The sequence below is a fragment of the Streptosporangium sp. NPDC000509 genome (assembly GCF_042898365.1).
In the GTDB taxonomy this organism is placed as follows: Bacteria; Actinomycetota; Actinomycetes; order Streptosporangiales; family Streptosporangiaceae; genus Streptosporangium.
The window spans coordinates 80,448-104,873 of sequence record NZ_JBIAYX010000020.1 but is presented as its reverse complement, the minus strand read 5'-3'; the positions used below and the strand labels follow the sequence as shown (position 1 = coordinate 104,873).

Sequence of the window (24,426 nt, the reverse complement as noted above, 5' to 3'; positions counted from 1 at the left end):
GACGTGCACGTCCTGGTCACCGGAGGTCTGGGTTATCTCGGCCGTGCGCTCACCCCCGGGCTTCTCACCGCCGGTCACCGGGTCACCGTCCTGACCCGGGGCCACCCGGACGCGGAGCGGCCCGCCGACGTCGGCCTGGTGCAAGGCGATGTCCGCGACCGCGGTCGCATCCGGGAGATCGTCGCCGCCGGACGCTTCGACGCGGTGTGCCACCTCGCCGCGGTGTCACGGGGGCGGGACTCGTTCGCCGACCCGCTGACGTACTACGACGTGAACGTGGCCGGTACCCTCAACCTCCTCATGGCACTCGACGACATCCGCGAATCGGTGCCGCCGGTTCGATTCGTGTTCGCGTCGACCGACAAGGTCTACGGTTCGCGGCACGTCGGCGCCCTGGGCGAGGATGTGGAGCCCCATCCGGAAAGTCCCTACGCGGCGTCGAAGGTCGGTGCGGAGCAACTCGTCGCCGCGTACGCCGCCACCGGGGCGATCGGCGCGGTCACGCTGCGGTGCTTCAACATCGCCGGAGCGGCCGGCGGGCGCGCCGACACCGACACCGCGCGCATCATCCCGAACATCTTCCGCGCGCTCACCGGCGAGTCGCCGTACGTCACCCTCAACGGCGACGGGTCCGCGGTCCGCGACTTCGTCCACATCCTCGACGTGGCGGCGGCGATACGGCTCTCCCTCGCCGCCGTGCGGGTGGGCGAGCACCGTGTCTACAACATCGGGAGCGGCACCGCGTCCAGCATGGCGCAGGTCGTGGCGACGGCGGAAGCCGTGACCGGGCTCCCGGTACCGGTCAGGAAGGCGCCGCCCAAGCCGGAACCGCAGATCCTCACGGCCGACAACGGCCGCGCCGTGAAAGAGCTCGGCTGGCTTCCCGAGCGATCGGACCTCACCGAGATGATCACCGAGGCGTGGAACGCCTGGAACGCCTGACGATCGGCCACGCGGTCGAGGCCCGCCGTCCGCGACGGGCCGGCGCGGCTACGCCCCGAGTTCCCTGGCGATCTCCTCGTTCACCGCCTGCTGGTGCCGGGTGAGGAAGAAGTGACCGCCGGAGAACACCTTGATACGGAAACGTCCCGAGGTGTGCCGGCTCCAGGACTCCGCCTCCTCGATCGTCGTCCTCGGGTCGGCGTCCCCGGTCAGCACGGTGATCGAACCACTCATTCGCTGCTCGGGATCTCCGGTGTAGGTCTCGATCGCACGGTAGTCGCCTCGCAGCGCGGGCAACGCCATCCGCAGGATCTCCTCGTCGCCGAGCAGCCCGGCGTCCGTGCCGTTCAGCAGCTTGAGCTCGGCGATGATGCCGTCGTCGTCGCGCCGGTGCACCGACTCGTCCCGCTGGGTGGACGGCCCACGGCGTCCCGAGGCGATCAGCGTGTGGGGCGCGTTGACCCCCTTGCGCTCCAGCCGGCAGGCCACCTCGAAGCCGATCACCGACCCCATGCTGTGGCCGAAGAAGACCGTCGGCTTCTCCGACAGCGTGATCAGCTCGTCGACGATCCGATCCGCCAGGGTGCCGATCTCGGTGATGCACGGCTCCCGCAACCGATCCTGCCGACCGGGGTACTGGATGGCCACCACATCGGCGCCCGGCGAGAACCTGGCCGAGGCCGGACGGAAGAAGCTGGCCGATCCGCCCGCGTGCGGGAAGAACACCAGGCGCTTACCCGCCCCCGCCGCCGGATGGTAGCGACGGACCCATGCGGTGCTGACGTCGTCCGCGATACTCACGATCCGTTGACCCCTTCATCTCTCCGAATAGCACTCGGGACCAGTGAAACCCATCGCGACTCACAAAAACACTAGAAGCCGGGCCGGTGGGTTCCGCCCCGAGGCCGCCGACCTGTCTTCAGGCCACGAACTCCGGTGATTTCCTGGTCTTTCGCCGTTTACTGTCACCACTGGCCGTCACTGCGCGCCGCCACCGAGTCGCGCCGCCAGGTCGATCGGCCGGCCACCGTCCGGGTGCGCCGGGTACGCGCCGTACAGAGGATGTCATGGACGCAGACAGCGGAGACCCTCGGGGTCAGCAGGCAGGCGGCATACCAGCGCCTCGGATGGAGAAGGTTCCGCGCGGGCGGGTGCGCCTCGGCGGCCTGGGCAGGTGGAACTCGTGGCGGCCGCTGTTCGACCTGGTCCGGCCGCACAAACGCGTGCTGCTGCTGGGTGGCGTGTTCACCCTGGTGGGGAGCTCCGCCGGGCTGGCGATGCCGATCCTCGCCAAGAGCGTGATCGACGCCTTCGGAAACGGTGGCGACCTCGCCGGCCCGATCCTCTGGCTGTCGGTGGCGGTCCTGCTGGCGGCCCTGCTGCTGGGGGCGGGTCGCTTCCTGCTGGAGCGGATGGGCGAGGGAATCGTGCTGACCTCGCGCATGAGCCTCGTCGACCGCATCCTGCGGCTCAGGGTGGCCGACGTGGACCGGCTCAAGCCGGGAGACCTGCTCTCCAGGGTCAACTCCGACACCACGCTGCTGCGCGCTGTCTGCACGGACGCGCTGGCCAGCTCGGTGAACGCGATCTTCATGTTCCTGGGCGCGGTGGTGCTGATGGCCGTCATCGACGGCCTGCTCCTCCTGGTCACGCTCGCGGTGGTCGCCCTGATCGGCCTGATAGCGGCGTCGATCGTGCCGCGCATCGGCCGGGCGTCGCTCCAGGCCCAGGTCGCCCTGGGTGAGATGAGCTCCATACTCGACCGCGCGCTCCAGGCGTTCCGCACGGTCAAGGCCAGCGGGGCCGAGGCACGCGAGATCGCGGTGGTGGGCGTCGCGGCCTCCGAGGCACGTGACCGCGGCGTGGCCGCCGCCGCGTGGACCTCGGTCACGAGCGTCGGCACCTGGATGGCCACCCAGCTGGCGTTCCTCGCCGTGCTCGGAGTGGGCGGCGCGCGCGTCGCCGGCGGGGCGTTGGAGATCTCGTCGCTGGTCGCCTTCCTTCTCTACATGTTCTACCTGGTCTCCCCGATCGGGACGCTGATCGACAACCTCACCCAGATGCAGAACGGCCTGGCCGCGATAACCCGTATCCAGGAGATCTCCGAACTTCCGTCCGAGCCGCCCGTCCCCGAGACGCGGGAGCCGGAGAGCACCGACCCCGTCGGCCTCGTCTTCAGCGGCGTGGTCTTCCGGTACGGCGAGAACCGGTCGATCGTCCACGACCGGGTGGACTTCGAGGTGCCCGCGGGCGGCATGACCGCCCTGGTCGGCCCTTCGGGAGCCGGCAAGTCCACGGTCTTCGGGCTCATCGAACGGTTCTACGAACCACAGGCCGGGCGAATCCTCATCGACGGCCGGGACATCCGCGAATGGCCGCTGAGCGAGCTGCGCGCCTCGCTCGGCTACGTGGAGCAGGACGCCCCCGTCCTCGCCGGTACATTCCGGGAGAACCTCGTCTTCGGCGCGCCCGGCGCCACCGAGGAGGAGATCGCCCACGCCGTGGCCCGCACCCGCCTGGACGATCTGATCGCCCGCCTGCCCGAAGGCCTCGACACACCTGTCGGCCACCGCGGCGTCCTGCTCTCCGGCGGGGAACGCCAGCGGGTGGCCATCGCGAGGGCACTGCTTCGCAAACCCCGTCTGCTGCTGCTCGACGAGGCCACCTCGCAGCTCGACGCCGTGAACGAGCTGCGCCTGCGCGAGGTGGTGGCCGAGGTGGCGCGGGAGACCACGGTACTGGTCATCGCCCATCGGCTCTCCACCGTCACCGGCGCCAACCGGATCATCCTCATGGAGGCGGGCCGGGTCCGCGCCTACGGCACCCATGACGAGTTGGTCGACGCCGACGACCTCTACCGCGAGCTCGCCGCGACCCAGTTCCTCGTCACGTCCTGACGCTTCAGGAAGCCGGTGCGGCATTCGCGGGCGACAGCCGCGAGGCCGCTCCGGCGGGGCGCTCGAACCTTCGGCCGCGAGATCCGCCGGCCGGTGCTCTCCCCGTCGCGACGGGGAGAGCACCGGTCATGACGGTGTCGGTCCGTGCGCGGGAACGTTCATGTCGAGCGCGGTGCCCTCGGTCCAGGGTTCCGGCCGGGTCAGGAACACCGAGTCGCCGTCGGTGCCCTCCTGCATCCGCACCCACCGCCGCATGGCGGCCTGGGTGACCGGTGACGACATGCTCATCAGCGCGGCGACGGCCTCCTGGTTGAGGCTGGCCCTGGCCGAGAGGGAAGGGGCGTCATTGAAGATCCGCTTCTGCAGGGCCACGGCCTTCCTCGGTCGCCTGGCATAGCGTTCCGCCATCCGCCGCACCGTGTCCAGCAGGTCCTCGGCCGGCACCACCCGGTTCACCAGGCCCAGTTGCAGAGCCTCCTGCGGCGTGTAGGAACGCGCTTCGAGCATCATCTCCAGGGCCCGGGACGGCCCGAGGAGCTGGACGAGCCGCTGCCCGCCCAGGGAGGTGTTCAGCCCCAGCGACAGTTCGGGCAGGCTGAAACCGGCATCACGGTCGGCGGACACCCGCATGTCGAAGAAGACCGACATCTCCAGGCCACCGCCGCCGCACGGCCCGTTCACCGCGGCGATCCACACCGCCGGGGAGTGCATCAGCCGCAGCGCCATGTCATGGAACCGGGTCACCGCGAGCAGTCCTTTGAGCGAGGAACGGGCGATCAGACGTTCACCCGCCCGGCCCGTCATGGTCCGCACAGTCCGGTACAGGTTCTGAGCGACCGCGCGGGAGATCTCCGGCGTGCCGTCCGCCTGCGAAGAGAGGTCGGCGATGTCGAAGTGGGTGATGAACCGGCCGGGGCGCGCGCCGGTGACGACGACCGCGCCGACCGAGGCGTCCTGCTCCACCGCCTCGACGAGCCGGATGAAGTCCCGCTGCATCGCCAAGGTCATGTAGTTGAACGGCGGAGCGTCCACCCGCGCCGTCAGCACCCGGCCCGACTGCTCAAGCCGCAACGTGGACAGTTCGAGACCCGCTGAGCTGCCATCCACCGGCCGGTGGTCCGTCTGTTCTCTACTGGGTGGAGCTGCACGATCCATTGGTCTGACAAACCCTCCCGGCGATGCCACTGGGCACAGTGAACCGCAGAAGCGACTCGCACAATCACTATTACTGGTGGCCACCTCTTCGAGCGGCCCGCGTCCGTACGTGACGCGACGGTCAGTGTGCCGAGCGGAACCAACCGTCGATCAGGCGGGCCGTGTCCTCTGCCTTCTCGGCGAGCATCGAGAAGTGGTTCGCCTCGATCGTCCGTACGGCATGCGACGGGTCGAACGGCGTCGCCCGCCAGTAATCCGATTCGGGTTCGACCTCGGAGAACGGCTCCGTGCACTGTACGAACAGCACCGGCGCTCTCACATCGGCCAGTTCGATGCCGTGCGTAATGGCAGACCAGTGCCCCATGGCGGACAGTCGCGCGGTGTTGAACTCGCCGAAAACCGTCTCCATCTGCATGATGTACTGCAGCACCTGCTCGGACAGCATCTGCGAATCGCCACCCGCGCGGGGATGGAAGGAGTCCATCATCACCACCGCCTCCGGGGAGATCCCCGACTTCTCCAGTACACCGGCTGCGCCGTAAGCGAGAATGCCACCGGCCGAATGACCGACGAGCACGAACGGTTCCCCCTCACTGGCCTGCACGATGCTTTCCGCGATGCTCCCGAGGGCGACATCGATCGTGGCGGGAAGACCCTCACCGGTGGCGTAGCCGAGCAGGGGAAGCGCCGAGACGTGCCTTTCCCCGCGGAAGTGCGCGGCGAACCGCGCGTACTGGTGAACGCCACCGGTCACCGTGGACGAACTCACACAGATCAAGCGAGGCAGAGTCGCGCCACCGGCCAGCGTCACCGATCGGGGTATTTCCTTCGGGTCGACAGGTGCGTCGTACGTGGGCCGGGCCCTCGCCACGGCATACAGCAATTCGAACGCCTCCTGCGTTTTCCCGGAACGGAAAGCGCCACGGAACAACTCTGCCAAGGTGTCGTTCACCTGGCCCGCCATCGAGGTCGCAGTCGCCTCGCCGGCATTCGTCCGGGTGACGAGTTCATGCCGAAGCCAATGGGCGAGACCAGCGGAGTTCTTGTTCTCGAACACCGCCATCAACGGGAATTCCCAACCAACCGCCCTGGCGAGGGAGTTACGCAATTCGGTCGCGCTGAACGAGTCGAAGCCCAGCTCGAAGAAATCATGTTCGAGATCGACGGCCGAGGATTCCCCGTGGCCGAGAACGGCAGCCGCATGACGCTGCACCAATTCCTGCAGCACCTCGTGCTGCTGCGCTTCTCCAAGCCCGCGCAACCGCTCCCGAGCGGTCAGCACCACCTCGTCGGAATCGGCCAGAGCCACCGCCGCGGCCAGCCCCGTCTCCGCTGGGTTTTTCGTAGGCGAACCGGTTCCGTCGAGCCAGTAACGCCGACGCTGGAAGGCGTAGGTGGGCAGGTCGATCCGGCGCCCGCCAGGCGGCAGCACCAGCCGCCAGTCGACAGGAACCCCGTGCACGTACAGCTCGGCCAGCGCAACCGTAGCCGCCGTATGCTCGTCCCTGTCCTTACGCAGCACCGGCACCAGCACCGTGTCCGACCGGTGCCGGTTGGCGGGCGATGCGGCGAGCGCGGCGAGGGTGTCGCCGGCCATCGCGGTCAGCACGCCGTCGGGGCCGAGCTCCAGGTAGGCCCGTACGCCCTGCGCGTGCAGGGTGCGCACCCCGTCGGCGAAGCGGACCGCGCCGCGCACCTGCTCCACCCAGTAGTCCGGCGAGCACAGTTGCTCGGCCGTGGCCACCTCGCCGGTCACGTTCGAGACGACCGGGATTCGCGGCGCGCTGTAGGTCAGCGTACGGGCCAGAGCGCGGAACTCCTCCAACATCGGATCCATCAACGCCGAATGGAACGCGTGCGACACCCGCAACCGCTTCGCCCTGATCCCCCGCTCCTCCAACACCGCGGCGACCCCGAGCACCGGCTCCTCCACGCCGGAGATCACCACCGAGGACGGACCGTTCACCGCCGCGATCGACACCTCACCCTCATGGCCCGCCAGCAGAGCGGCGACCTCCTCCTCGGAGGCCTGCACCGCCACCATCGCCCCACCCGCAGGAAGCGCCTGCATCAACCGCGCCCGACCCGCCACCAGCACACACGCGTCCTTCAAGGACAGCACCCCGGCCACATGCGCAGCCGCTATCTCCCCGATCGAATGCCCCGCCAGCACACGTGGCCGAACCCCCCATGAGGACACCAACCGGAACAACGCCGTCTCCACCGCGAACAACGCAGGCTGCGCCCACCCCGTCCGATCCAGCAACCCCGCCTGCTCACTACCCGGCTCGGCGAACAACACCTCCCGCAACGAACAACCCCGGTAACGCCCCGCCCGCTCAGCCTCCTCGCTGTCCGCCCCCCAGGCAGGCTTCCGGTCGAACTCCTCCAGCAGCGGCTCAAGCTCGGCGAACACCTCCTCCAACGCCTCCGCGAACACCGGGAACCGCTCATACAGCTCGCGGCCCATCCCCGCCCGCTGACTCCCCTGACCGGTGAACAACACCGCCAGCCGCGGCTCCGCCCCGGCCACCCCGCGCACCACACCCGCACCCGGCAGATCCTCGGCAACAGCCCGCAGACCGGCCAGCACACCATCACGATCGCCGGCCAGCACCACTGCCCGATGCTCGAACGCCGACCGCGTCGTGACCAGCGAGAATCCCATATCCACCCGGTCCAACTCGCGGTGCGCACTCACCTGCGCCGCCAGCCGTCGCGCCTGCTCACGCAACGCCTCGTCACTTCTGGCGGACACCACCCAGGGCACCGGACCCGCCACCGGCGTCCGGTCCCGCACCCCTGGCTCGGCCTGCGGTACCTCCGGCTCCTGCTCGATGATCAGGTGGGCGTTGGTGCCGCTGATCCCGAACGACGACACCCCCGCCCGGCGCGGACGACCGGTCCTCGGCCACTCGGCCTGCTCGGTCAGCAGTTCCACCTCGCCCGCCGACCAGTCCACCTGCGACGAGGGCGCGTCCACGTGCAGCGTCTTGGGCAGCACTCCGTGCCGCATGGCCAGCACCATCTTGATCACACCGGCCACGCCTGCGGCGGCCTGGGTGTGACCGATGTTCGACTTGATCGCGCCCAGCAGCAGCGGCTGGTCGGCTTCACGGTTCTGACCATAGGTGGCCAGCAGCGCCTGGGCCTCGATCGGGTCACCCAGCCTGGTGCCGGTGCCGTGCGCCTCCACGACATCCACCTCGGCGGCGGTCAGTCCGGCCCCGGCCAGCGCCTGGCGGATCACCCGCTGCTGCGAAGGACCGTTCGGCGCGGTCAGACCGTTGGACGCACCGTCCTGGTTCACCGCCGAACCCCGCACCACCGCCAGCACCTCATGGCCGTTGCGGCGGGCGTCCGACAGCCGCTCCAGCACCAGCATGCCCACACCCTCGGACCAGCCGGTACCGTCCGCGGTGTCGGAGAACGCCTTACACCGCCCATCGGGCGCCATCCCGCCTTCCACGCCGAGACCGAAGAACCCGAACGGGGTGGCTATCACCTTGACACCGCCTGCCAGCGCCAGGCTGCACTCGCGCGAACGCAGCGCCTGCGCCGCCAGGTGTATGGCGACCAAGGACGACGAGCACGCGGTGTCGATCGTCATCGTCGGGCCTTCCAGGCCCAGGGCGTAGGACAGGCGGCCCGACAGCACGCTGGCCGCCGTACCGGTGAGGGCGTACTGCCTCACCTCTTCCCCGGCTTCCAGGAACAGATTCCCGTAGTCCTGGCCACTGGTGCCCACGAACACCCCGGTGTGGCTACCTCTCAGCGAGACCGGGTCGATCCCGGCCCGCTCGATCGCCTCCCACGCCCCTTCCAGCAGCAGGCGCTGCTGCGGGTCCATCGCCAGCGCCTCACCCGGCGTGATCTTGAAGAACCCTGGATCGAACCCCGCCACATCGGACAAGAACCCGCCCTGACACTCCTGGCCCAGCATCGATACCGTCTCCACATCCCAGCCCCGATCGACCGGGTATGTAGAGATCGCGTCCTGTCCCTCGATCAGCAACCGCCACAGATCCTCCGGAGAGCTCACCCCACCCGGATACCGGCATGCCATCGACACGATCGCGATCGGATCGTCCGCCACCGGCACCACCGCCGACGGCACCCCCACCTGCCCCTGCTCGCCGAGCAGCTCCGCCAGCAGGAAGTCCGCCAGGACGGCGGGCGTCGGATAGTCGAAGACCAGCGTCGCCGGCAGGCTCAGGCCGGTCGCGGCATGGAGCGCGTTGCGAAGTTCGACCGCGGTGAGCGAGTCGAACCCGAGGTCCTTGAAGGCGCGCTCGGTCTCGATCGCCTCCGCGCTGGAATGCCGCAGCACCACGGCGACCTGCTCGCGGACCATGCCCCGCAGGACCTGCGACCGCTCATCCGCCGCCAGCTCGCGCAGCCGCTCCCGGAGCGCGGAAACGGCCGACTGCTCTTCCTCCCGGAGGGTACGGCCTGCCTCAACCAGACTCCGCACCTCCGGCAGATCGCCGAGCAGAGCGCTCTGCCGTACGGCGGTGAAGGTCGGGGCGAACAGCTCCCAGGCGATGTCCGCGACCGCCACGCTCGCGTCCTGATGCGCGACCGCCCGCCACAGCGCGGTGACGGCCGCCCCCGGCGCCATGGTCCGGACGCCCCGCCTGGACAGGTAGTCCTGCGCCCCGTTGGCGGCGGCCATGCCGTCCCCGGCCCACGGGCCCCAGGCGACCGAGGTCGCCACGACTCCACGCGTACGCCGCCGGCGGGCGAGGGCGTCAAGGGAGGCGTTGGCGGCGGCGTAGGCGGCCTGGCCACCACTGCCCCACACCGCGGCGATCGAGGAGAACAGCACGAAGAAGTCGAGCTCGCGGTCGCCCAGCAGCGCGTCGAGGTTCAGCGCGCCGAGGACCTTCGCCCGCATCACCTCGGCCAGCTCGGCGGCGTCCAGCCCGTCCAGGCTGTTCACCGGGCTGATACCGGCGGCATGGACAACCCCGGTCAGCGGGTACTCGGCCGGGATGTCGGCCAGCACGGCCGCGAGGGCGTCCGCGTCGGCCGCGTCACACGCCACGATGCTCACCCGGGCGCCCAGCGCGGTCAGCTCGTCGCGCAACTCGGCCGCACCGTCGGCCGCCATGCCCCGCCTGCTCGTCAGCACGAGATGTTCGACGCCTTGGGCGGCCAGCCACCGGGCCACGTGACCACCGAGCGCGCCCGTGCCACCGGTGATCAAGATCGTGCCGTGCGGTCGTGGCATGGTGTCGGTGCCCCGGTAGGGAGCGTGGGCCAGTCTGCGGCCGTAGACGCCGGTCGAGCGGATCGCCACCTGATCCTCGGAGTCGGGAACGGTGAGGATGCCCGCCAGCCAGGTCACCACCCGCTGGTCCAGCGTCCGGGGAAGGTCGATCAGGCCGCCCCACCGGTTCGGGTGCTCCAGCGCGGCCACCCGGCCGAGGCCCCACACGCCCGCCTGAGCCGGGCTCGGCGCCGTGTCGGACCGGCCGATCGAGACGGCGCCCTTCGTGACGCACCACAACGGCGCCTCGACACCGGCATCGCCCAGTGCCTGCAGCAGGGTCAACGTCAGCGCCGAGCCCTCCGAGACACCTGGCTCCGTGGTCTCACGCAGCGCCAGCAGCGATGCCACCCCGGCCGGCTCCGCGTCGAGGCTCTCGCGCAGTTGCTCGGCGAGCGCGGCCCGGTCCTGTCCGGATACGTCCAGCCGTACGGCTGCCGCGCCGAACATCTGGACCACGGACTCCGCCCAGACGTCGCCGGCCAGCTCCGCGGGCACCACGACGAGCCAGGTGCCCGGGACGACGGCGGCCGAGACGTTGGTCAGCGGCTTCCAGATGACGCGGTATCGCCAGGAGTCCGCGACGGACGTCTCGCGCCGGGCTCGGCGCCAGGACGTCAACGCCGGCAACACCGCGCTGAGCGTCTCCTGCTCCACATCCAGCCGCGCCGCGAGGGACTGGAGATCCTCACGCTCGATGGTCGCCCAGAACTCCGCGTCCACCGGATCGGCCGCGGCGGCGCCCTGGGCCAGGCCGTCGGTCTCGGGCCAGAACCGCTGGTGCTGGAAGGCGTAGGTGGGCAGGTCGACCCGGCGTCCACGCGGGAGCACCGCCTGCCACTGCACCGGTACGCCGTGCACGTGCAGATGAGCCAGCGCCTCGGTGACGACCTCGTGCTCGTCCCGGCCCCTGCGCAGCACCGGGACCAGCACCACGTCGGAGCTTGGGTCCGCCGCCAGCGTGTCCTGGGCCATGGCGGTCAGGACGCCATCGGGGCCCAGCTCCAGATAGGCCCGCACGCCCTGCCCGTGCAGAACGCGCACGCCGTCGGCGAAACGGACCGCGCCACGGACCTGGTCCACCCAGTAATCCGGCGAGCACAACTGCTCAGCCGCGGCTGCTTCTCCCGTCAGGGTGGACACGATCGGAACCCGCGGCGGGTTGTAGGTGAGCCTGCTCGCCAGCGTGCGGAAGTCCTCCAGCATCGGATCCATCAACGGCGAATGGAACGCATGCGACACCCGCAACCGCTTGGTTCGCACCCCACGCTCTTCCAGGACGGCGGCGATCCCGAGCACCGACTCCTCGACACCGGCCATCACCACAGAGGTGGGACCGTTGACAGCCGCGACGGACACCTCGCTCTCACGCCCGGCGAGCAGCTCGGCGACCTCCTCCTCTGTCGCCTGCACCGCCACCATCACCCCGCCGGTCGGCAAGGCCTGCATCAGCCGCGACCTGGCCGCCACCAGCGCACACGCATCGGCCAGCGACAGCACCCCGGCCACGTGAGCCGCCGTGATCTCCCCGATCGAATGACCGGCGAGCACATCCGGCCGTACACCCCACGACTCGACCAGTCGGAACAGGGCGGTCTCCAGCGCGAACAGCGCCGGCTGCGCCCAGCCCGTCTGATCCAGCAGCCCGGCCTGGTCGGCGAACAGCACCTCACGCAGCGAACCGTCGAGCATCGGGTCCAGCTCCGCGATCACCGCGTCCAGGGCCTTGGCGAACACCGGGAACCGCTCATACAGCTCCCGGCCCATCCCGGCCCGCTGACTGCCCTGACCGGTGAACAACACCGCCAGCCTCGGCTCACCCGCCGCCACCCCGCGCACCACACCCGCACCCGGCCGATCCTCGGCCACGCCTGCCAGCCCGGCCAGCACACCCTCACGATCGGCTGCCAGCACCACCGCCCGATGCTCGAACGCCGACCGCGTCGTCGCCAGCGAGAACGCCGCATCGGCCAGCCCCGGACCGGACTCACCCTCCAGGACCGACGCCAGCCGCCCGGCCTGCACCCGCAACGCCTCACCCGTCTTCGCCGACACCAGCACCGGCACCACACCCACAGCCGGCGCCCGTTCCTGCGGCACGTCCTCTTCCGGTGCTTCCGGCCCCTGTTCGAGGATCACGTGCGCGTTGGTGCCACTGATCCCGAACGACGACACACCCGCCCGACGCGGACGACCCGTCTGAGGCCACTCGACCTGCTCGGTCAGCAACTCCACCGCACCCGAAGCCCAGTCCACATGCGACGACGGCTCGTCCACGTGCAACGTCCGAGGCAGCACACCGTGCCGCATCGCGAGCACCATCTTGATCACACCGGCCACACCGGCCGCCGCCTGCGTGTGACCGATGTTCGACTTGATCGCGCCCAGCAGCAGCGGACGGTCCTCCGGCCGGTCCTGACCGTAGGTCGCCAGCAGCGCCTGGGCCTCGATCGGGTCACCCAACTTGGTACCCGTACCATGCGCCTCCACCGCATCCACCTCGGACGGCGACAACCCCGCACCGGCCAGCGCCTGGCGGATCACCCGCTGCTGAGACGGACCGTTCGGCGCGGTCAACCCGTTCGACGCACCGTCCTGGTTCACCGCCGAACCCCGCACCACCGCCAGCACCTCATGGCCGTTGCGGCGGGCGTCCGACAGCCGCTCCAGCACCAGCATGCCCACCCCCTCGGACCAGCTGGTGCCGTCCGCGCTGTCGGAGAACGCCTTGCAGCGACCATCGGGCGACAACCCGCCCTGCGCGCTGAACCCCATGACCCCCATCGGTGACGCCATCACCGTGATACCGCCGGCCAGCGCCAGGCCGCACTCGCCCGACCGCAGCGCCTGCGCCGCCAGGTGCAGTGTCACCAGTGACGACGAACACGCGGTGTCCACCGTCATCGCCGGACCCTCCAGGCCCAGCATGTACGACAGGCGGCCCGACAGCACGCTGGCCGAGAGACCGGTGACGCTATGGCCTTGCCCATCCGCCTGAGTACCCACGATCAGGCCCGTGTAGTCCAGGCTGTTGCTTCCCACGAACACGCCGGTGGAGCTGCCCTTCAGCGAGACCGGGTCGATCCCGGCCCGCTCGACCGCCTCCCACACCCCCTCCAACAGCAGGCGCTGCTGCGGGTCCATCGCGAGCGCCTCACGGGGCGAGATCCCGAAGAACCCCGCATCAAACCCCGCCACATCCGCCAGGAACCCACCCTGAACATCAATGCCCATCCCGGACAGCAGATCCATATCCCAGCCCCGGTCGGCCGGGACCGGCGAGATCGCGTCCTCGCCTTCCGACAGCAACCGCCACAGCTCCTCCGGCGAGTTCACCCCACCGGGGAACCGGCAGCTCATCCCCACGATCACCACCGGATCGTCGGCCACCGACGCCCTCGGCCCGGCCACCACACCCGAGACCGCCGACAGGTCCTCGCGGCCCAGCAGCTCCGACACCAGGAACCGCGCCAGCGCGGCCGGCGTCGGATAGTCGAACACCATCGTCGTCGGCAACCGCAGGCCGGTGGCGACATTCAGCCGGTTACGCAGATCCACCGCGGTCAGGGAGTCGAAGCCCAGCTCACGGAACTCCCGTCCGGGCTGAACGTCCTCTCCCGAGTCGTGCCCCAGCACCACCGCCGCCTGAGCCCGCACCAACTCCACCACCAGCCGAACCTGCTCGGCCTCGTCCAACCCCGCCAACCGCCGCACCAACTCCGAATCCCCGCCCGCCGACGCGGAGACCGCCAGGCGACGGCCCGCACGCACCAGGCCCCGCATCAGATGCGGCACCTCGCCCATCGCCCGCAACGCCGACGGCTCCAGCCGCACCGGCGCCACCATCGCCCGGCCCGACGCGGTGGCCGCCTCGAACGCCGCGAGCCCCTGCTCGGCCGACAACGCCGGTATCCCCGTCCGGTTGATCCGCCGCATCTCGATCTCACCCAGCGTGCCGGTCATCCCCGCGTCCTGGGCCCACGCACCCCACGCCAGCGACAACCCCGCCAGCCCCTCGGCCCGGCGCACCTGGGCCAACGCGTCCAAGAACACGTTGGCCGCCGCGTAGTTACCCTGCCCGGCGTTGCCTATCACCCCTGCGAGCGAGGAGAACAGCACGAACCCGGCCAGGTCCAGGTCCTGGGTGAGCTCGTGCAGGTGCCAGGCGGCGTCGACCTTCGGCCGCAGCACACTGTCCAGCCGCTCCGGCGTCAGCGACATGATCGTCCCGTCGACCAGCACACCGGCTGTGTGGATCACGGCGGTCAGGGGGTGCTCGACCGGGACCTGCGCCAACAGGGCCGCCACCGCGTCCCGGTCGGCCATGTCGCACGCCGCGATCGTGACCTCGACCCCGTGCGCGATCAACTCGGCCTGCAACTCAACCGCACCCGGAGCATCCAAGCCCCGGCGGCTGGTCAGCAGCAGATGACGCACACCCCGCTCGGCCACCACGTGCCGCGCGAACAACGCACCCAGACCACCCGTACCACCGGTGATCAACACCGTCCCATCCGGGTTCCAGACCTGACTTGCCTCTCCGTCCAGGTCGGGGCCGGGCGCCACCCGTGCCAGGCGCGGAACCCGCACCTCGCCTCCGCGCACCGCCATCTGCGGCTCCTCGGACACCAACATCCCCGGCAGCCCCGACAGTGGGGATTCCTCATCCACATCGATCAGCAGGAACCGGCCCGGATTCTCCGACTGAGCACTGCGGACAAGGCCCCACACCGCCGCAGCCGCCGGATCGGTCACCACCCCGCCATCGCCGGACGCGACCGCGCCCCGGGTGACGAACACCAGCCGCGACTCGGCGAACCGATCATCGGCCAGCCACCCCTGCAACAACTCCAGCACGTAGGCGGTCAACGCATGCGCCGACCACACCACCCCGCCCACCGGATCCGAGACCGCCTCCACCATCACCACGGCCGGGACCGGACCCGCCTCAGCCAGCACGGACAGATCCGCATACACCGGCACCACATCGCCGGCCTCCCACAACGCCGGAGCCACACCCAACCCATCCACACCAAGCACCGCCACCGGCGTCGACGCCTGACCCGCCTGCGCCACGGCACCCGCCGGTGCCCACTCCACCCCGAACAACGACTCCCAGCCCGCCCCGACACCATCGGAGACTCTCAGCTGCTCGGCCGAGACCGGCCGCAACACCACGTTGCGCGCCGACACCACCGGCCCCCCGGCCGCATCCACCGCGCTCAGCGACACCGCATCCGGGCCCGTCCTGACCAGCCGCACCCGCAGTACCGACGCCCCACCGGCGTGCAGACACACCTCACCCCAGGAGGACGGCAACAAACCGCCCTCGGAATCATCCAGATCGGCGAAGGCCACCGCGTGCAACGCCGCGTCCAGCAGCGCCGGATGCACCCCGAACGAACCCGCACTCGACTGCGCCTGCTCCGGCAACGCCACCTCGGCGAACACCTCACCGTCGGCGCCGTGCCACGCGGCCCGCAGCCCCTGGAAGGTCGGCCCGTAGACGAACCCGTCCTCGGCCAGCTCCTCGTACAGCCCGTCCACCTCGATCACCGATGCCCCGACCGGCGGCCACGTCGTCGCCTCGAACGGCGCGACCTCCGCCGCCTCGGTCGTGAGCGTGCCGCTGGCGTGCCGTACCCACGCCACCTCCTCGGCCGCATCCGCCGAACGGGCATACACACCCACGCTCCGACGACCCGACTCCTGCGAAGCCCCCACCGACACCTGCAACGCGACCGTGTCCCGCTCACCCAGCACCAGCGGCGCCTCCAGGGTCAGCTCCTCGACCACCTCGCAACCGACCTGGTCACCGGCACGCACCGCCAGCTCCACGAACGCCGACCCCGGCACCACCACCGAACCCGCCACCACGTGGTCGACCAGCCACGGATGCGACGAGAGCGACAACCGACCCGTCAGCACCACCCCATCGGAGTCGGCCAGCCCGACCGCGGCGCCCAGCAGCGGATGATCCGCCACCGCCAACCCCGCCGCCGCCACATTCCCCGCACCGGAACCGCCCTCAGGCCAGAACCGCTGATGCTCGAAAGGATAAGTCGGCAGATCGACCCGGCGCCCGCGCGGGAGCAGCGCCTGCCAGTTCACCGGCACCCCGTGCACGTGCAGACGAGCCAGCGCCTCGGTAACGGCCTCGTGCTCGTTTCTGTCCCTGCGCAGCACCGGCACCAGTACCACGTCCGGATCCGGCTCCACATCCGAGCCGGACGTCGCGGTGCTCGGGTCCGGGTCCGCTTCCAGCGTGTCCTGCGCCATCGCGGTCAGCACCCCGTCGGGACCCAGCTCCAGATACGCGCGCACACCCTGCGCGCGCAGAGTGCTCACGCCGTCGGCGAAACGGACCGCGCCGCGGACCTGTTCCACCCAGTACTCCGGCGAGCACAGCTGCTCGGCCGTGGCCGCCTGCCCGGTCAAGGTGGACACGATCGGAGTCCTCGGCGCCCTATAGGTGAGCCTGCTCGCCAGGGTGCGGAAGTCCTCCAGCATCGGGTCCATCAACGGTGAATGGAACGCGTGCGACACCCGCAACCGCTTCGCTCTGGTCCCCCGCTCCTCCAAAGCGGCGGCAACCTCCAGCACCGCCTCCTCGGCCCCGGAGATCACCACCGAGGTGGGGCCGTTGACGGCCGCGATGGACACCTGGTCTTCGCGTCCGGCCAGCAGCCCGGCGACCTGCTCCTCGGAGGCCTGCACCGCCACCATCGCCCCACCGGCGGGCAGCGCCTGCATCAACCGCGCCCGGCCCGCCACCAACGCACACGCGTCCTGCAGCGACAACACACCGGCCACATGCGCAGCGGTGATCTCCCCGATCGAATGACCCGCCAGCACATCGGGCCGGATCCCCCACGACGACACCAGCCGGAACAGCGCCGTCTCCACCGCGAACAGGGCCGGCTGAGCCCACCCGGTCTGATCGAGCGCCTCCGCCTCGGCTGTACCCGGCTCGGCGAACAGCACCTCACGCAACGACCCCTCAAGCAACGGATCCAGTTCGGCGATCACCGCGTCCAGCGCGGTCGCGAACACCGGGAAACGGTCGTACAGCTCCCGGCCCATCCCGGCCCGCTGACTGCCCTGACCGGTGAACAGGAACGCCAGCCTCGGCTCGCCTCCGGCCACCCCGCGCACCACACCCGCACCCGGCAGACCCTCGGCCAACGCACCCAGCCCGGCCAGCACACCCTCACGACCATCGGCCAGCACCACCGCCCGATGCTCGAAAGCCGACCGCGTCGTCGCCAGCGAGAACGCCGCATCGGCCAGCCCCGGGCCAGACTCACCATCCAGGACCGACACCAACCGCCCGGCCTGCGCCCGCAACGCCTGGCCCGTCTTCGCCGACACCAGCACCGGCACCACACCCTCGGCAGGAACCCGGTCCTGCGGAACGTCCTCTCCCTCCGGCGCTTCCGGCCCCTGTTCGAGGATCACGTGCGCGTTGGTGCCACTGATCCCGAACGACGACACACCCGCCCGACGCGGACGACCCGTCTGAGGCCACTCGACCGGCTCGGTCAGCAGCTCCACCGCACCCGAGGCCCAGTCCACATGCGAGGACGGCGCGTCCACATGCAACGTCTTGGGCAGCATCCCATGCCGGAGAGCCAAGACCATCTTGATCACACCGGCCACGCCCGCGGCGGCCTGGGTGTGACCCAGGTTCGACTTGATCGCCCCCAGCAGCAGAGGCCGGTCCTCCGGCCGGTCCTTGCCGTACGTGGCCAGCAGGGCCTGCGCCTCGATCGGGTCGCCCAGAACCGTGCCGGTCCCGTGCGCCTCCACCGCGTCCACCTCGGACGGCGACAACCCGGCACCGGCCAGCGCCTGGCGGATCACCCGCTGTTGCGAAGGACCGTTCGGTGCTGTCAACCCGTTCGACGCACCATCCTGGTTGATCGCCGAACCCCGCACCACCGCCAGCACCTCATGACCGTTGCGGCGGGCATCCGACAACCGCTCCAGCACCAGCATGCCCAGGCCCTCGGACCAGCTTGTGCCGTCCGCGGCGTCGGAGAACGCCTTGCACCGCCCGTCGGGCGACAACCCGCCCTGCGCGCTGAACCCCATGACCCCCATCGGTGACGCCATCACCGTGGCACCGCCGACCAGCGCCAGGCCGCACTCGCCCGACCGCAGCGCCTGCGCCGCCATGTGCATCGCCACCAGCGACGACGAACACGCGGTGTCCACCGTCACCGCCGGGCCCTCCAACCCCAGGGTGTAGGACAGCCGACCCGACAGCACGCTGGCCGACATACCGGTGACGCCATGGCCTTGCACATCCGTCTGCGTACTTACGATCAGGCTCGTGTAGTCCTGGCCGTTGGTGCCCACGAACACGCCGGTGTGGCTGCCTTTCAGCGAGAGCGGGTCGATCCCGGCCCGCTCGACCGCCTCCCACGACGTCTCCAACAGCAAACGCTGCTGCGGATCCATCGACAACGCCTCACGCGGCGAGATCCCGAAGAACCCCGCATCAAACCCCGCAACATCCGCCAGGAACCCACCCTGAACATCAATGCCCATCCCGGACAGCATCCCCAGGTCCCAGCCCCGGTCGGCCGGGACCGGCGAGATCGCCTCCTCGCCCTCCGACAGCAACCGCCACAGATCCTCCGGAGAGTTCACCCCACCGGGGAAGCGGCAGCTCATCCCCACGATCACGATCGGATCGTCCGCCACCCACGTCCTCGACCTGGCCACCACACCCGAGACCGCCGCCAGGTCCTGCCGGCCCAGCAGCTCCGACACCAGGAACCGCGACAGCACGGTCGGCGTCGGATAGTCGAACACCAACGTCGCCGGCAACCGCAACCCCGTCGCGATGTTGAGCCGGTTACGCAGGTCCACCGCGGTCAGGGAGTCGAAGCCCAGCTCACGGAACTCACGTCCGGGCTGAACGTCCTCTCCCGAGTCGTGCCCCAGCACCACCGCCGCCTGAGCCCGCACCAACTCCACCACCAGCCGAACCTGCTCGGCCTCGTCCAACCCCGCCAACCGCCGCACCAACTCCGAATCCCCGCTTGCCGACGCGGAGACCGCCAGGCGGCGCCCCCCGCGTACCAGGCCACGCATCAGATGCGGCACCTCGGGAATCGTGCGCAGGACCGAGAGATCCAATCGCATCACCACCACCGGCGAGTGACCCGTCGTAGCGGCCGCCTCGAACGCCGCGAGCCCCTGCTCGGCCGACAACGCCGGCATCCCCGCCCGCGCCATCCGCCGCATCTCGATCTCACCCAGCGTGCCGGTCATCCCAGCGTCCTGAGCCCACGCACCCCACGCCAGCGACAACCCCGCCAGCCCCTCGGCCCGGCGCGACTGAGCCAGCGCGTCCAAGAACACATTCGCCGCCGCGTAGTTACCCTGACCAGGTGCCCCTACCACCCCCGCCATGGAGGAGAACAGCACGAACGCCGCCAGATCCAGCTCCCGGGTGAGCTCGTGCAGATGCCAGGCCGCGTCGACCTTCGGCCGCAGCACACCGTCCAGCCGCTCCGGCGTCAGCGACGGAATCGTCCCGTCATCCAACACACCGGCTGTGTGAATGACCGCGGTCAGGGGGTGCTCGGCCGGGACCTGCGCCAGCAGGGCCGCCACCGCGTCCCGATCGGCCATGTCGCAGGCGGCGACCGTGACCTCGACCCCGTGCGCGATCAACTCCGCCTGCAACTCCACCGCACCCGGAGCGTCCAACCCCCGGCGGCTGGTCAGCAGCAGACGCCGCACCCCACGCTCGGCCACCACATGCCGCGCGAACAGCGCACCCAGACCACCCGTACCACCGGTGATCAACACCGTCCCCTCCGGATCCCAGACCCGGTCGGCGCCATCACCGGAGACATCAGCGAGAACGTCGGCCGAGACGTTGCCGGATGTCACCCGCACCAATCGCGGGACCAGCACCTCGCCCCCACGCACCGCCGCCTGCGGCTCACCCGCCACCAACACTCCCGGCAGCACACCGAGCAAGGCCGACAGCGAGGCCTGGTCCCGGTCCGTGTCGACCAGTACGAACCGGCCCGGGTTCTCCGACTGAGCACTGCGGACCAATCCCCACACCCCGGAAGCCGGCAGATCCGCCACCACCTCGCCGTCACCCGACGCGACCGCACCCCTGGTGACGAACACCAGCCGCGACTCGGCGAACCGGTCATCGGCCAGCCAGCCCTGCAACGACTCCAGAACATAGGCGGTCAGCGCATGCGCCGACCCCACCACCCCGGCCGCCGGATCCGAGACCACCTCCAGCAGCACCACACCCGGCACCGCACCCGCCTCGGCCAGCGCGGACAGATCCGCATGCACCGGCACCACGTCCCCGGCCGCCCGCAACGCCGCCGCGACACCCAGCGCATCCGCACCGAGCACCGCCACCGACACCCCACCGACCTTCGGCACAGCACCCGCCGACGCCCACTCCACCCCGAACAACGACTCCCAGCCCGCGCCAACCCCCTCCGAGACCCTCAGCTGCTCGGCCGAGACCGGCCGCAACACCACCGACCGCGCCGACACCACCAACTCCCCGACCGCGTCCACCGCGCTCAGCGACACCGCATCCGGCCCCGTCCTGACCAGCCGCACCCGCAACACCGAAGCGCCACCGGCGTGCAGACACACCTCACCCCAGGAGAACGACAACAAACCGCCCTCGGAATCGTCCAACCCGGCGAAGGGCACCGCGTGCAGCGCCGCATCCAGCAACGCCGGATGCACCCCGAACGAACCCGCCTCCGACACCGCCTGCTCCGGCAACGCCACTTCGGCGAACACCTCACCGTCGACACCCCGCCAGAGCCCCCGCAACCCCTGGAACGTCGGACCGTAGACGAACCCGTCCTCGGCCAACCCCTCGTACAATCCCTCCACCTCGATCGCGACCGCCCCAGCCGGCGGCCACACCGCCGCCTCGAACGGCACGGCCTCCGAAACACCGGCCGCGAGCGTGCCGGTCGCGTACCGCACCCACGCCACCTCCTCGGCCGAGCGGGCATACACGTTCACGCTCCGACGGCCCGCCTCCTGCGGAGCCCCCACCCACACCTGCACCACGGCCGTATCCCGCTCGCCCAACATCAACGGCGCCTCCAGGGTCAGCTCCTCGACCACCTCGCAGCCGACCTGGTCACCGGCACGCACCGCCAGCTCCACGAACGCCGAACCCGGCACCACCACCGAACCCGCCACCACGTAGTCGGCCAGCCACGGCTGCGCACTCACCGACAACCGACCCGTCAACACCACCCCGTCGGAATCGGCCAGCGACATCACCGCACCCAGCAGCGGATGATCCGCCGCGGCCAACCCCGCCGCCGCCACGTTCCCTATACCGGAACCGATGTTCTCCGGCCAGAACTGCTGGCGTTCGAAGGGGTAGGTGGGCAGGTCGACCCGGTGCCCGCCCGGCAGTACTGATCGCCAGTCGACCGGCACCCCGTGCACATGCAGCTCGGCCAGCGCCGTCATGGACGCCATGTGCTCGTCCCGGTCCTTGCGCAGCACCGGCACCAGCACCGCAGGCGACTCGTGTCCATGTGCCTCCGGCTCGGTCGCGATGGTGTCCTGGGCCATGGCGGTCAGCACCCCGTCGGGGCCGAGCTCCAGGTAGGCCCGCACCCCCTGAGCGTGGAGGGTGCGGATGCCGTCGGAGAAGCGGACCGCGCCGCGGACCTGCTCGACCCAGTAGTCCGGCGAGCACAGCTGCTCGGCTGTCGCCGCCTGTCCGGTCAGGGTCGACACGATCGGAGTCCTCGGCGCCCCGTAGGTGAGCCTGCTCGCCAGCGTACGGAACTCCTCCAACATCGGATCCATCAACGGCGAATGGAACGCGTGCGACACCCGCAACCGCTTCGCCCTGATCCCCCGTTCCTCCAAAGCGGCGGCAACCTCCAGCACCGCCTCCTCGGCCCCGGAGATCACCACCGACGTGGGACCGTTCACCGCCGCGACCGACACCTCCTTCTCCCGCCCGGCCAGCAGCTCGGCGATCTGCTCCTCGGAGGTCTGCACCGCCACCATCGCCCCACCGGCGGGCAACGCCTGCATCAACCGCGCCCGCGCCGCCACCAACGCACACGCGTCCTTCAAGGACAGCACCCCGGCCACGTGCGCGGCCGTGATCTCCCCGATCGAGTGCCCGGCCAGCACATCGGGCCGCACTCCCCAGGACTCCACCAGCCGGAACAGCGCCGTCTCCACCGCGAACAACGCCGGCTGAGCCCACCCGGTCTGATCGAGCGCCTCCGCCTGCGCCGACCCCGGCTCGGCGAACAACACCTGCCGCAGCGATCCGTCCAGCAACGGGTCGAACTCGGCGATCACCGCGTCCAACGCGGTCGCGAACACCGGGAACCGCTCATACAGCTCCCGGCCCATCCCGGCCCGCTGACTACCCTGACCGGTGAACAACACCGCCAACTGCGGCTCACCCGCAGCCACCCCGCGCACCACACCCGCACCCGGCAGACCCTCGACCAGACCGGCCAACCCGGCGAGCACACCCTCACGACCATCGGCCAGCACCACCGCCCGGTGCTCGAACGCCGACCGCGTCGTCGCCAGCGAGAACGCCGCATCGACCAGGCCCGGACCGGGCTCACCCTCCAGGAGGGACAGCAGTTGCCCGGCCTGCGCCCGCAACGCCTCACCCGTCTTCGCCGACACCAGCACCGGCACCACACCCGCAACCGGCACCCGGTCCTGCGGAACGCCCTCTCCCTCCGGCGCTTCCGGCCCCTGTTCGAGGATCACGTGCGCGTTGGTGCCACTGATCCCGAACGACGACACACCCGCCCTGCGCGGATGACCGGTCTCCGGCCATTCCGCCGACTCGGTCAGCAACTTCACCGCGCCCGCCGACCAGTCCACGTGCGAGGAGGGAGTATCGACATGTAGCGTCTTGGGCAGCACGCCGTGCTGCATGGCCAGCACCATCTTGATCACACCGACCACACCCGCCGCCGCCTGCGTGTGACCGATGTTCGACTTGATCGCCCCCAGCAGCAGCGGACGATCCTCGCCCCGATCCTGCCCATAGGTCGCCAGCAGCGCCTGCGCCTCGATCGGGTCGCCCAGAACCGTGCCGGTCCCGTGCGCCTCCACCGCGTCCACCTCGGACGACGACAAACCGGCGCTGACCAGTGCCTGGCGGATCACCCGCCGCTGGGAAGGACCGTTCGGCGCGGTCAACCCATTGGACGCACCGTCCTGGTTGATCGCCGACCCACGCATCACCGCCAGCACCTGGTGACCGTTGCGGCGCGCGTCCGACAACCGCTCCAGCACCAGCATGCCCACACCCTCGGACCAACTGGTGCCGTCCGCGGCGTCGGAGAACGCCTTGCACCGCCCGTCGGGCGCCATCCCGCTGCCCTGTAGGCCGAATCCGACCAACGCCATCGGCGACGTCATCACCGTGATGCCGCCGGCCAGCGCCAGCGAGCACTCCCCAGACCGCAGCGCCTGCGACGCAAGATGCAGTGTCACCAGCGACGACGAACACGCGGTGTCCACCGTCACCGCCGGGCCCTCCAACCCCAGGGTGTAGGACAGCCGACCCGACAGCACGCTGGCCGCCACGCCGGTGACGCCATTGCCCTGCACATCCGCCGGGGCGTTCATGATCAGGCTCATGTAGTCCTGACCGTTGGTGCCCACGAACACGCCGGTGTGGCTGCCCTTGAGCGAGAGCGGGTCGATCCCGGCCCGCTCGACCGCCTCCCACGCCCCCTCCAACAGCAAACGCTGCTGCGGATCCATCGACAACGCCTCACGCGGCGAGATCCCGAAGAACCCCGCATCAAACCCCGCCACATCCGCCAGGAACCCACCCTGAACATCAAGGCCCATCCCGGACAGCAGCTCCACATCCCAGCCTCGATCGGCCGGGACCGGCGAGATCGCGTCCTCACCCTCGATCAGCAACCGCCACAGATCCTCAGGAGAATCGACCCCACCTGGAAAGCGGCATGCCATCGACACGATAGCGATCGGCTCATGCCTGCCCGACTCAACCTCTTCGAGCCGCCGGCGGGTCTCGTGCAAATCGGCGGTGACCCACCTCAGGTATTCGACGAGCTTCCGGTCTTCAGACATGAGAGTGGCCCTTCACATTGTTCAGACGCGGGCTCG

5 protein-coding genes are annotated in these 24,426 nt (G+C 70.3%); 2 read left to right on the top strand and 3 right to left on the bottom strand.

From position 1 onward, the window contains the following. Positions 1–3: 3 nt before the first annotated feature. On the top strand, positions 4–942 hold the full coding sequence (locus tag ACFY3D_RS31875) for an NAD-dependent epimerase/dehydratase family protein (RefSeq protein ID WP_389986309.1): 939 nt from the start codon (positions 4–6) through the stop codon (positions 940–942). A gap of 48 nt (positions 943–990) precedes the next feature. Here ACFY3D_RS31875 and ACFY3D_RS31870 read toward each other — a convergent pair whose 3' ends face one another. Beyond that, positions 991–1,743, bottom strand: coding sequence for an alpha/beta fold hydrolase (locus ACFY3D_RS31870; RefSeq protein ID WP_350949965.1), 753 nt, complete (start codon positions 1,741–1,743; stop codon positions 991–993). Positions 1,744–2,069: 326 nt separating this feature from the next. On the opposite strand from ACFY3D_RS31870, the gene ACFY3D_RS31865 reads away from it, so the two are divergent. Continuing rightward, positions 2,070–3,839 carry an ABC transporter ATP-binding protein gene (locus ACFY3D_RS31865; RefSeq protein ID WP_389986305.1) on the top strand — a complete coding sequence of 590 codons (1,770 nt, stop codon included), beginning with the start codon at positions 2,070–2,072 and terminating at the stop codon, positions 3,837–3,839. A gap of 126 nt (positions 3,840–3,965) precedes the next feature. Here the strand turns inward: ACFY3D_RS31865 and ACFY3D_RS31860 are convergent, their stop codons facing one another. Continuing rightward, on the bottom strand, positions 3,966–4,946 hold the full coding sequence (locus tag ACFY3D_RS31860) for an enoyl-CoA hydratase/isomerase family protein (protein WP_389986302.1): 981 nt from the start codon (positions 4,944–4,946) through the stop codon (positions 3,966–3,968). Positions 4,947–5,115: 169 nt separating this feature from the next. Then, positions 5,116–24,390, bottom strand: a complete 19,275-nt coding sequence (locus ACFY3D_RS31855; RefSeq protein ID WP_389986299.1) for a type I polyketide synthase — start codon at positions 24,388–24,390, stop codon at positions 5,116–5,118. Between the last annotated feature and the right edge of the window lie 36 nt (positions 24,391–24,426).

Bases quoted from the DNA above. Each gene is read 5' to 3' on its own strand.
- ACFY3D_RS31865 (WP_389986305.1), top strand. From the start codon at position 2,070: ATGGAGAAGGTTCCGCGCGGGCGGGTGCGCCTCGGCGGCCTGGGCAGG.
- ACFY3D_RS31855 (WP_389986299.1), bottom strand. From the start codon at position 24,390: ATGTCTGAAGACCGGAAGCTCGTCGAATACCTGAGGTGGGTCACCGCC.